We start from the raw sequence: 11,681 nt of genomic DNA, 5'->3' as shown, positions 1-11,681 counted from the left end.
GAAAGCTTCTTCTAAATCAACCCTCGTGCTTTCAGCTCCAAATACTTGTTAATGGCATTCACGGAGAGCTCTTTAGGTGGGGTAAGAATGGTTTGAATACCCCGCTGGTTTAGTGCTTTCACGATCTGTTTTTTCTCAAAAGTGAACTTTTCGGCGATGGTTTTGGTGTAGATCTGACCAATGGTTTTAGATTCTTCATGGAGGAGCTTGGTCATTTCAGTATTCTCAAAAAAGATAGTGACGAGCAGGTGATCTTTAGCAATGCGCTGCAAATAAGGCAGTTGCCGTTCCATAGAGGAGAAAGTCTCAAAATTAGTATAGAGTAAAACCAAACTGCGCTGATTCACATGTTTCCGTAAAGAAATGACCAGTCGCTCATAATCTGATTCTAAAAAATTGGTATTCAGGTTATACAATGCCTCTTGAATACGCTGAATATGTGTGCGCTTTTTCTCCGGTTTCACGACTACAGAATCATCATTGGAAAAAGTAACCAATCCGGCTTTGTCGTCTTTAATTAAGGCAATATTTGAGATTACCAGGCTGGTATTAATGGCATAATCCAAAAGATGCAGTCCCTCAAAAGGCATTTTCATTACACGCCCCATATCAATAACGTTAATTACGTTTTGGGATCGCTCATCCTGATATTGATTGACCATCAGGTCATTTGTTCTGGCCGTAGCTTTCCAGTTTATGGAACGTACATCATCTCCACGCACATATTCCTTAATTTGGTCGAATTCCATGGTGTGGCCGACGCGACGTATCTTTTTAATGCCAACATCTGTCAAGCGGTTTGAAATGGCGTACATCTCAAATTTACGCATTTGGATGAAAGAAGGATAAACAGGAACTGTTTCTTCAGCAGGAAGACTTACTTTCCTTCTTACGAATCCAATTTTGGTGCCCACGAACACATTGATATTTCCAAAGTTATATTCACCCCGTTCAGTGGGGCGCAATTCGTAAGTAAACTCCTGATCGGCATTGGCATCAAAATCGGAAGAAATATTGAAATTCCTAATCTGAAACTGATGGGGGATTTCATCAATAATTTCGGTATCAACCCGGAAATTATAGCGGTTGGAAATTTGCAGCCGGATAGTGTTATTGTCTCCGTTGGAAAGCCGTTTTGGAGCCAGGCGGTTTCCGGTGAGAGGATCCTTTTTACTGAAGAGCAAAATAAGGTCAATCCCAAAAAGAATCACAAATCCAAAAAAAAGAATCTCAGCCAGAGCCCCTGCAACAGGTACAAAATACCCAACCAAAAAAGTGAGAACCACTCCCGATAATACCTGAAAAAACAGGTTGCTGAGATATGTTTGTTTGAAAATGATGATTGGATTCATAGTTTTTGAGAAATTATCTAAGGAGTCTTCCTCTCCGGGGAGAGGAAACAAAGGGGAGGGTTAGGTATGATTCAAATCAATTGCTTTTTTAAACCTCGACCCTCCACTTAATCCCCTCCCGGGAGGGGAAATTTTTGAACGGGTAATTACCGCGGCACCTCCACTTTTTCCAGAATAATCTGGATTACCTGGTCTGGTTTCATCCCTTCCATTTCTTTTTCAGGGGTGAGAGTAATTCGGTGTCGCAGCACAGGGTTGATAACTTCTTTCACATCTTCCGGAGTTATAAAATCACGGCCGTTCATGGCTGCCCAGGCTTGTGCGGCTTTCATTACAAATACTGAAGCCCTCGGTGAAGCTCCGATGGAAACTGAGCTGCTGTTCCGAGTATTTTGAATGACTTCTGCAATGTATTTCATAAGCTCAGGCTCCACGTGTATGGAAGCTACAATATCCCGTTGTTTGGCTATCTCTTCAGCTGAGATCACTTTTGCCAGCGTACTGATATCCAGCTTGTTTTTGCGGGAATAACTGCCCGCCAGAATTTCGATTTCTTCATCGAGCGAAGGATAGGGTACATCAATTCGGAACAAGAACCGGTCTAATTGAGCTTCGGGAAGCCGGTAGGTGCCTTCATGTTCAATGGGGTTTTGAGTAGCCACAACCATAAAGGGAGCATCCATAAAATAAGTTTTTCCGTCTACGGTGATTTGACGTTCTTCCATTACTTCAAACAATGCAGCCTGGGTTTTTGCCGGTGAGCGATTGATTTCATCGATGAGAACAATATTAGAAAAAACCGGCCCTTCCTTGAATTCAAAATCGGTGGTTTTTGGATTGAAGACAGAGGTGCCGATTACATCCGCAGGCATCAAATCGGGAGTGAACTGGATACGCGAAAAATCAGAATCTATGGTTTGAGCCAGCAATTTGGTGGTCAAAGTTTTGGCAACTCCCGGAACGCCTTCAATCAGGACATGTCCATCAGCGAGGAGGGCTGCAATCAGCAAATCTACCATGCGGTGCTGCCCCACAATGATTTTTCCGAGTTCTGTGCGGATGTTATTTACCAGGCTTTCCACTCCGGAAAGATCGGTTCTGCTTTCAAAAGGAGTCGCATCTTTGTTTTCGTTTTCAGAGGACGTATTCGTTGTATCTTTTTCTTCAGTACTCATCGTTGACTTAGGTTATAGAATTGATCAATTCGTTCAGTTAATAATTTTAGCTCATTCCGGCTTATGTTCTCCTGGCTTGATACCATATCAATCAAATCAAACAGGGTATGGATTTCACTTTCCTCAATCCCGGACCTGAGGGAAACATCTTTCTTCAAATGACCATCAATTTTATCTGTATCAAGTCCCAGGTTCGTACGAATATAGTCAAAGAAAAACCGGATTTTTTTGTCAGCTATTAGCTTGTGATCCCCTTTTTCCAGATACAGGCTGCCAATAGTTTTGGCAAACTCAATGCTGGAATTTTTTGGAGGCTTAATAACAGGAATAATCCTTTGAGAACGTTTGGCTCTGAAAATCATAAACAACAGCACACCGCTTAAACCCAGGAACCAAGCCCAGCTCAGATGTTCTTCCGAAACCACATATTTAACTACGCTTCCTCCGGAAGAGCGCACATCTTTGTAATATTCATCCCAAATGGTAGTTTGATTTGGAAGGTAGGAAAGGGCCGTCAGGGCGTAATCCGAACCGGTTTCATCCCGCACAAAATAATTAGTGAACAGGGTAGGATTGGAGTGAAGATAAAGATTTCCTTCCCCCAATTGAACGCGCAGAAAATTATTATTTTTCTGTTCATTGATTCCAAGGGTGCTGACTTTAAGCGTAGAGTCAATATTTGAGAAAAAAGTTTCGGTGGTACTTCGGTAATAAGGGTATCCGGTGTCTCTTTTAAGACGGGGGTTTGTGAAATTGACGTGTACAGTATCATCTTCTAAAATATTTCCACCCCCCAAAAAGGGACTATTAAGTGAGGTAGTAAGATTCAGGCTATCGCTTAATGCCTGCCCAAAACTTCTGGCCGCTATAAAAACATCCGCCCCTTTTTTTACCTGAGATAGCAAGATTTCTGTTTCCCATTGATCGATGTTGAATGTTCTGTTTATGAAAATCCAGTTTTTTTTGGGATTGGCAGTATCCGCATACTCAAAAACCGGGGATTGATTGGTAATAATATCCTGACCGGGAAAGGTATAAGGCAGCAGTTCATGAAGGATATACCCGCCATATGGAATTTTATCTTCGGCAGAAAAACTCTCAGTCCAGTCTAAAGGTTTGGGCTTTAATATTTGAACCAGGACAAATGCGGAGACTAAAACTCCAAGAATGATATAGTATGTGCGCTCTTTTTTGATCATGATTGAGCAGCTTGTTCCTGAAATTGGCGATAAATGTCCCGAATATTTTCAAAGCCCTTTTTATCAATACGAAAATCCCCATATTCCACATATTCATAATAATAAGTGAGCCGGTTAAAGGGGGATTTCACAGGGTGGGTACCTAATTCTCTGAGATAATCATGATTTGTTTTGTCCTGTTTCCATACGATCAATTCGGTTTCATTGAGCTCTTGCAGGGCTTTTAGGTATAGAATACGAACGGCATCCCGGAAACGGTTTTCAGACAAGGCGGAGTTTAATAGCTCGTTATAATTCGTTGTTTTGAGTTCCGACTGTTGAATATTCAGTGATACGGATTCTTTGGCCTTCTTTTTTGAAAAAGCCGTGGTCATATTTCCACCCAGTATTTGATTGATTAATGCAATCAGTACCAATGCGAAAATACCAAAGAAGATAAACCTGAGTAATGCCGAAGCCCATCGATTGTCCATAATGTATCGAATAACCTGAATAATCCACTGATAAACCCGGCTCATTAGCGATTCCGGGTTCTGGGCTAATTCTTCATTGTATTCAAAAACCTGCTCATCCGTTATGTTTTTTAGGGTTTCAGTATCTACCGTCCGAACGTTGATATCACTGCTGTCTGCAGGTAATTCAGGGGCAGTGTTATCCTGTGCCAAGGAGGATATGGGCAGTGCCAGAATCAGCAATAAGCTCAATGAAAGATATATTTTGCAGGATAATCTCATATTAAACAGCTGACATACTCTCTGTTTGACAAATAATTTTATAATTGGCAGCTAAATTCAACCCAATTCCTCAATTTGGGCGCGCAAGCTCACGCCTTCTTTTCTTTCAATAAGGTTGAAATATTGCAGGCACATTGCAATCAACATCAATACGGAAAAAAGTGATGCAACCACTACCAATAGCCCATAGAAGACACCCATCCCGGTCCCGATCATTTCATTGGAATCAGCTCCGGCAGCTGAGATAAACCCAAAAATAATGGTAAGCGGGATAATGAGTACATAAGACATAAAGGAGGTAACAAGATTCATAACCAGGTAGGTTGCAAACGTAAACCACCAATGGCCCTGTACAAGGTCCCAGGAACGCTGAAGAGCTTCAATGGGATTTTTTTCTTCAATAATAGCTATTGCCGGAGCCACAAAGAATTTGATGGCTATATAAATGCCCGGAATGATAAAAAAGATGAACCCGAAGATAACAGCAAAGATGATGAGAATGTAAAGGACAAACAGGGTGATAAAATTACGTCCAAAATGCTCGATCAGTTGTGAGTTTAATACTTCCCCGTGTTTCTGAGCCAGTTGCACATGTGTCATGGCTACAGTCAGCAAGGCACCTGAAGACAGTGCGAGCAGCAGAAACCCCAGGATAAAATCTCCGCCGATAAGCGTTTCACCGGAAACATCAGGATTCTCCATCATAACCGAAAAGAAGGAGGTGTAGGCATTGCCCACAAGTAGTCCGGAAATCAGGTAAAAGGGTAGAACATACAGCAACAGGGCTTTTCCCAGACTTTTATAGTGTACTCTTATATAAACAAAGGAATCGGTTAGTATTGTACCCAGATCCCGGTATTTTTGAAGTTTAAAATCGCTCATTATTTTTCTTTTAAGGTCATTGGTAGTAAAACAAAATAGTAGAGAATAAACGCTAAGGAACTGAAAATTATGAATAAGCTCAACCAAATCGGCATGTTAGTATAACGCGTTACAAAGGATTCAAGAAATCCCGCAGCTATGAAGATGGGCACTAGGCCCACAATCATTTTTAATCCTTCTCTCCCGGCTTTGATGAAAGAATCTTTTCGGGAATATGTGCCGGGAAACAGAAATCCATTGCCTACCACAAATCCGGCAGCACCGGCAATTACGATGGCCGAGAGCTCTAAGCTGCCATGAATAAATATAACCCGAAGGGCTTCACCAATTAATCCGTATTCGGCAAAGAAATGCAGGAATGCGCCAACCATCACTCCGTTATTAAGCAGCACCACGCCCACACCGATGGAAGTCAGCAAGCCGCTAACAAAGGCATAAAATGAAACACGTACGTTATTTACGGTGATAGCAAAGAACATATCCATCTCTTCTGCTTTTTTATACACTGCCAGCGGATCACCTTCATTAATGTTGCTAATGGTCATGTTGACGTAAGCATCGCCCATGATGAAACGCACAAAAGAAGGATCATTTATGGAAGAAAGAATTCCAATACCGATGGCTAGGCTGAAAACAATGAAGCTGTACAACAGTTCCTTTTGTTTGGTAGCAAAAAGACGGGGAATTTCCTGTGTCCAAAAGGTGATAATGCGGCCCGTTTCTTCTTTTTTTGATCGATAGATCTCATCATGAACGGCTACCGATAGTTGATTTAGGTACTGCTCTGTTTTACTGCCCGGATAATTGGCTTGCGCATAAGCCAAATCGGCACTGAGTTCTATATATAAGTCGGCAAGTTGATCAGGATCGTCATTCGATTTATTCTTCAGCAGCTGCTCGAATTTCTTCCACTTATCCGCATTTTTTCTTAAAAAGGCTACTTCTCTCATTCAGATGGATTAATCCACTTTCGTTTTATCGAGCATGGACATAACTTCACGCTCGCTTTGTTCGCAAAGAAGATAGTAAATAGAATGACTTATTTAATAATCTAAGATTGGTTAGTCGGACGAGCGTCATTTGTTGGGCGCAGAGTGCATTCATCAATCAAAAATTTACAATCATCAATCACATGGTAGGAATTGAAACCAGTCAGCATGTAAAACTGAGCTATGAACCGGCAGGGGTGGGAGAACGGATCCTTGCCTTTTTCCTGGATGGCTTTTTCATCGGGGTGTATTATTTGGTGGTGATATGGATCTGGGGATATGTGAATGATATCGGGGCAAATCCGGAAAGCGCCATTCAGGATAATATATGGATATTATATATCGTGCTGGTGCTCCCAATGATGTTGTATCACCTGATCTCGGAGTTGATTTCAAACGGATACAGCCTTGGTAAGAAGATTGTAGGTATTCGCGTGGTGAAGGTGGACGGAACCCGGGCTACGCTCAGCGGTTATCTGGTTCGATGGATGTTTCGCCTGGTGGAGATCACCATGACCAGCGGAGTGCTTGCTTTTGTAGCAGTGATCATGAACGGTAAAGGACAGCGAATAGGAGATATCCTGGGCAAGACTTGCGTGATCAAAGAGCGCAAGAATGTGAAGCTGGATAATACCCTCTTTGCCGAAGTGGCGGATGCCTATAAACCGGTATTTCCACAAGTGGCTGAGCTGGCCGACAAAGACATCCGCATCATAAAAGAAGTGCTCGATTCCCGCTCTCACTACGACTACGACAACTGGTTCCTCATGCTTCAGAAAACCCGCAAGAAAATAGAAGATCGTTTAGGCGTGAAAGACCATGACCTTCGGGGCGATGAATTCCTGAAAACGGTTATTAAGGATTATAATGCTATTCATGGGAAGTGAGGGAATGAGATTAAAAAAGTTTCCCCTCGTCACGGTGCTCTGCTCCGTGATGCCTACCGGAGGCTCCGCCTTAAACCAAGCACTCAAAAGAATAGCAATTTGATATTAACTCCGTTTTATCCATTTTACTTTATTTGAATAACAACTTGCCTTCGAAGTAAAGTTAAAAAGGACAGTAATGGTGATATGCCTGCACTGTCGTCATTTTGAGAGAAAGACTCTTGAAATGGTTTTTGCAATTCTAACGAGACAGAAATGAAAACAAAGCTAAACTATGCGATGGGCTTTATCATGTTAGCGGCCGGGGTACTCAATGCTTCTTTTTCTCATGATGTTAATAGCATTACAGCTACTTTCGAAACTGAGGCTTCATCAAGGATAGAAACATTTACCTTTCCATCAAATGGGAAGATGGAAAAAGGGAAGATCTACTTACCGGCAGCATATGACACGAATAAAGATCTTCCGGCCATATTTTTAATTGATTACACCGAGCAACATTTCAAGATCGCCATGGATGAATTTGAGAAAGTAATTGACGGCGTCCGTCAAATTGAAGGTTTTGATGCAGTTGTAGTTTCTTTAGAAAGCATTCCTGATGTGGATGCGGAACCGGACACCTACCAGGAGCATTATGAACTGTTCAAAGATATGGCCGCATATGTAGGGGAAACATATACTGCCCATACTTCGCGGACATTTATCGGAAAAGGCAGTGAATCAGGCATCGTTCTCGTGGCTCTGTTTCTAGAGGATGAGGAGCCTTCAGTCTTTGATAATTTTATCGCTACCGATCCATCAGGTCCATATGCCAGGGCATTAATTAACCTGATCGAAAATCAAACGCATTCAAAGAGCAGATCGAATAAAAAACTGCATTTTTCATTCTCCACAAGTAACAACCGGGCCCTATGTACAAAGCTTATTAATACGATCGATAACGCCCAATACCCATGGCTGCAGTTTGAATCGGTTAAATACACGGACAGCAATTATGAAAATACCTACCCGGTTTCTTTTGCCGCCGGCATAAAGTTTGTGTTCGATAAATAGATAGATGCTGTCTCAAGATAACAGGGACCGGGAGGTTGGGAATGAGAATAAGCCCGTCATCCGTCCCCGGTCCACCATCATTCACTAAAAAGAAATAAACCGGTCTAAAAACACGGCAACCCAAACCAGCGGGAGATAGGCAATGGAAGCAAACATCATCTGTTTGGCATTGGCTTTGGTTCGGTCGAGCCCAAATTTAATAGTGTAAGCTAAAAACCCCAATGCAAAGATGATTCCTAGCACTAAAAAGATCATCCCGGAAATTTCGAGTTGATAAAGGCCAAAGGTTACGGGGAAAATACCCATCACACAAAGAAGTGACCAAAAGGTTGTTTTATATCCCTGATCATCATTTTTTGGGAGCATCTTAAAGCCGGCACTGGAGTAGTCATCTTTACACAGCCAGGCTATGGAGAGCACATGCGGGACTTGCCATAAAAACATAATTCCAAACAAAAGCCACATACCGGGTTCGGCAATGTTACCGGTTGCGGCGGCCCATCCGCCCACGGGAGGTAATGCCCCCGGAATGGATCCAATGGCAATATTAATAGAAGAAACCTGCTTCATCGGAGTGTAAGCGGCAAGGTAAATCAACATTGTTACGAAAGAAACAGTCCCGGCCACAGGATTGACCATAAGGATGAGATAAAATAATCCGGAAAAAATCAACGTCAGTGAATAAATCATCCCGTTTTTGGAACCAATTCTCCGATCCGCCAACGGGCGCTTGGAAGTTCGCTTCATTAAACCGTCAAGTTTGCGCTCCATAAACTGGTTATGTGCTCCGGTACCTGCGGCAATTAAATAGGTTCCAATCAAAGCGTGAATGAGAACCGAAAGATTGATGTTAGCACCACTACCTAATATAAACCCGACTAACATACTGACCACTACAGACATAGTGATGCCCGGTTTAGTGAGTTGATAATAGTCGGTTATTACGTCTGTAAAAGTTCGCTTGATGAGTATGTTTTCTTCGGTTGAATTCATGTAACTTTGATGCGTCAAAACATTGCTTAAAGCAAGCCGAAATTTAATTATTATTCCTCTTATTTGACAGTCTTTTGTAATGAAATTAAACACTTTCCAAAAAACCGCAATCACTACAGTAGCAGCTACTTTATTTCTAATTTTACTGGGAGGTTTGGTTAGAGCAGCCGGGGCCGGCTTGGGGTGTCCGGATTGGCCCAAATGTTTCGGTATGTGGATACCACCCACAAGTTTAGCTGATTTACCTGCTCGTTTTGATGCAAGTCAGTTTAATGTGTATAACACCTGGATTGAGTATGTAAACCGGTTGGTTGGGGTACTGATTGGATTGCTGATCACTGCCACTTTTGTACTTTCTTTCAAATACCGCAAAGAAAAGCCAACAGTTTTTTACAGTTCATTTGCTGCATTTGTGCTCGTACTTTTCCAGGGATGGCTTGGGGGAGTAGTTGTAAAAACCGGTCTTCATGCCGGGATGATCACTGCGCATATGCTGGTGGCCATGGTGATTATAAGTACGTTGCTTTATGCCACTTTTGAAGCTACCAGTGACTTGCTGAAGGTCAGTATAGAAAAGCAGTTCAGAAAGAAGCTATTATGGGTAATGTTAATTTTATTCGCATTATCTATGATTCAGCTTGTACTTGGAACTCAAGTGCGGGAGGCGGTGGATGTGATCAAGAATTCGTCCGAAGTATTGCCGAGAGGTATTTGGCTGGAAAGTGCAGGAAGTATATTCCCAATACACCGAAGCTTTTCATGGCTGGTTATTTTTGCAGGAGGGTTTTTGTATTACCTCCTGATCAAGAATGAAGCTGAAGGGTTAGTACTCACTTTAGGTCAGTGGAATGTAATACTGGTTTTCGTGCAAGTGATGATTGGCTTAGGCCTGTATTATCTGGATATGCCCCGCGTGCTTCAGGTGCTTCACTTGGTGGGAATGGCGATAATGGTGTGTACTCAATTTCTACTGATATTAGTACTGAGAGCAGCAAAAAGTAAACAGTAGACTATCGCTTATTTTTCACCTATAGTCGTTCGAGCAGATCATTTAAAAACACTTTTATCTCGGAAAGATCTTTGCGGGCTTCAGCACTTAATTCCGGGGCTGCTTTCTTTTCACCTTCACTCAGTATTTCCTGAACACCTTCAGAACTATACTTTCTTTCGTGCAAAAGTTCCTTTATTCTAAAGATAAGCGCTAATTCCTGCTCTTTGTAAACCCGGTTTCCGGCGCTGTTTTTCTTGGGACTTAATTCTGAATACGTTTTTTCCCAATTCCGCAGCACATGCGGCTCCAGTCCTGTTAGTTTACTGACTTCACCCATTGAGTAATACAATTTTTTCATAGCAAGCAGAAAGTGTATTTTAGAACGTTTTTAATGCCGTGAAAGTAAACCAATTCTGAACATATTTAAAAGAATACATTTTGCAAAAACTAAAATTACATACAAATATCGATGTAAGCATTGTGATACCGGTTTATAATGAAGAAGAGTCGTTGCCGGAATTGGAAAAAGCGATCCATGAAGCTTTGAATGCTGACTTCAGCTACGAGATCATTTTTGTGGATGATGGTTCTACAGACAATTCATGGGGGGTGATCACTTCCCTTAGTGACAAAAAAGATACTGTCCGGGGAATTTCATTTCATCACAATTACGGTAAAAGTGTGGCCTTGCAAGCCGGTTTTGAAGCCTCAGAAGGAAAGTATGTGGTAACAATGGATGCCGATCTTCAGGATGACCCTTCTGAAGTTCCGGAAATGATACAGATGTTGCAAAATGGTTATGATTTGGTGAGCGGATGGAAGAAAGAGCGTCACGACCCTCTCTCTAAAACTATTCCGTCTAAGTTTTTTAATTATGTAACTCGCAAAGTAGCCCGAATAAACCTGCACGATTTTAATTGTGGGCTAAAGGCCTACCGAGCCGAGGTAGTTGAGAACATTTATTTGTACGGGGAGTTACATCGATATATCCCGATGCTTGCTAAAAGGGAAGGATATTCCCGGATTGCTGAGAAAGTGGTTAAGCATCATCCCCGCAAATACGGAAAAACAAAGTTTGGTTTTTCACGCTTTATGAATGGTTTTCTGGATCTGATCACTATAACATTTGTACAGCGTTATTTACAAAAACCGATGCACTTTTTTGGGACTGTAGGAGTATTGTTATTATTGATTGGGGGAGGTATTAATTTTTACATGGCATTTATAAAGTTTTTCTACGGGCGGGGAATAGGCGACAGGCCATTGCTGTTTTTAGGAATTCTGCTGATGGTAGTGGGGGTACAATTTTTCTCTACCGGTTTGTTGGGAGAAATGATCAACAAAAACCATGTGGAGAAGCAAAAGCCACGAATTCGGGAAAAAGTTTGACGTTTTACACAAAAGTGCTTCTGTAATGAATAATCCT

Annotated in this window: 12 protein-coding genes; 4 read left to right on the top strand and 8 right to left on the bottom strand. The window is 41.9% G+C overall.

Annotated elements, in window-relative coordinates:
* Positions 1 to 11: 11 nt before the first annotated feature.
* The 6 genes from HUJ22_RS07195 to HUJ22_RS07170 form a co-directional block, all read right to left on the bottom strand.
* The gene (locus HUJ22_RS07195; protein ID WP_290875677.1) at positions 12 to 1,352 is read right to left on the bottom strand and encodes a DUF58 domain-containing protein; all 1,341 of its coding nucleotides are present in this window, start codon (positions 1,350 to 1,352) and stop codon (positions 12 to 14) included.
* Positions 1,353 to 1,498: 146 nt separating this feature from the next.
* Positions 1,499 to 2,527 (bottom strand): MoxR family ATPase, encoded by a 1,029-nt coding sequence (locus HUJ22_RS07190; RefSeq protein ID WP_290875675.1) that lies wholly within the window; start codon positions 2,525 to 2,527, stop codon positions 1,499 to 1,501.
* Positions 2,524 to 3,726 carry a DUF4350 domain-containing protein gene (locus tag HUJ22_RS07185; RefSeq protein ID WP_290875673.1) on the bottom strand — a complete coding sequence of 401 codons (1,203 nt, stop codon included), beginning with the start codon at positions 3,724 to 3,726 and terminating at the stop codon, positions 2,524 to 2,526. Before HUJ22_RS07185 ends, HUJ22_RS07190 begins: the two co-directional genes overlap by 4 nt.
* The gene (locus HUJ22_RS07180) at positions 3,723 to 4,460 is read right to left on the bottom strand and encodes a DUF4129 domain-containing protein (RefSeq protein WP_290875671.1); all 738 of its coding nucleotides are present in this window, start codon (positions 4,458 to 4,460) and stop codon (positions 3,723 to 3,725) included. The genes HUJ22_RS07185 and HUJ22_RS07180 overlap by 4 nt, the downstream gene beginning before the upstream one ends.
* 57 nt (positions 4,461 to 4,517) lie before the next feature.
* Entirely contained in the window at positions 4,518 to 5,342 is an 825-nt protein-coding gene (locus HUJ22_RS07175; protein ID WP_290875669.1) for a hypothetical protein, read from the bottom strand.
* Positions 5,342 to 6,292 carry a stage II sporulation protein M gene (locus HUJ22_RS07170; protein ID WP_290875667.1) on the bottom strand — a complete coding sequence of 317 codons (951 nt, stop codon included), beginning with the start codon at positions 6,290 to 6,292 and terminating at the stop codon, positions 5,342 to 5,344. Before HUJ22_RS07170 ends, HUJ22_RS07175 begins: the two co-directional genes overlap by 1 nt.
* A 182-nt stretch (positions 6,293 to 6,474) precedes the next feature.
* On the opposite strand from HUJ22_RS07170, the gene HUJ22_RS07165 reads away from it, so the two are divergent.
* Complete coding sequence (locus HUJ22_RS07165; protein WP_290875665.1) at positions 6,475 to 7,218, top strand: RDD family protein; 744 nt, start codon at positions 6,475 to 6,477, stop codon at positions 7,216 to 7,218.
* Between the two features lie 255 nt (positions 7,219 to 7,473).
* Positions 7,474 to 8,271 carry a hypothetical protein gene (locus HUJ22_RS07160; protein WP_290875663.1) on the top strand — a complete coding sequence of 266 codons (798 nt, stop codon included), beginning with the start codon at positions 7,474 to 7,476 and terminating at the stop codon, positions 8,269 to 8,271.
* Between the two features lie 84 nt (positions 8,272 to 8,355).
* On the opposite strand, the gene cyoE is transcribed toward HUJ22_RS07160, so the two are convergent.
* Positions 8,356 to 9,264: a heme o synthase gene (cyoE, locus tag HUJ22_RS07155; RefSeq protein WP_290875661.1), complete on the bottom strand. Its 909-nt coding sequence runs from the start codon at positions 9,262 to 9,264 to the stop codon at positions 8,356 to 8,358.
* Between the two features lie 79 nt (positions 9,265 to 9,343).
* Between cyoE and HUJ22_RS07150 the strand changes: the two genes are divergently transcribed.
* A complete protein-coding gene (locus HUJ22_RS07150; RefSeq protein ID WP_290875659.1) occupies positions 9,344 to 10,273 on the top strand; it encodes a COX15/CtaA family protein in 930 nt (309 codons plus the stop codon).
* A 19-nt stretch (positions 10,274 to 10,292) separates the two neighbouring features.
* On the opposite strand, the gene HUJ22_RS07145 is transcribed toward HUJ22_RS07150, so the two are convergent.
* On the bottom strand, positions 10,293 to 10,613 hold the full coding sequence (locus HUJ22_RS07145; RefSeq protein ID WP_290875657.1) for a MerR family transcriptional regulator: 321 nt from the start codon (positions 10,611 to 10,613) through the stop codon (positions 10,293 to 10,295).
* 107 nt (positions 10,614 to 10,720) lie between these two features.
* Between HUJ22_RS07145 and HUJ22_RS07140 the strand changes: the two genes are divergently transcribed.
* Positions 10,721 to 11,644 (top strand): glycosyltransferase family 2 protein, encoded by a 924-nt coding sequence (locus HUJ22_RS07140; RefSeq protein ID WP_366871017.1) that lies wholly within the window; start codon positions 10,721 to 10,723, stop codon positions 11,642 to 11,644.
* Positions 11,645 to 11,681 lie beyond the last annotated feature (37 nt).

The organism is Gracilimonas sp. (assembly GCF_014762685.1).
Taxonomy (GTDB): Bacteria; Bacteroidota; Rhodothermia; order Balneolales; family Balneolaceae; genus Gracilimonas.
Note: the sequence above shows the minus strand (reverse complement) of the source record. Positions and strands in the feature narration are given on the sequence as shown.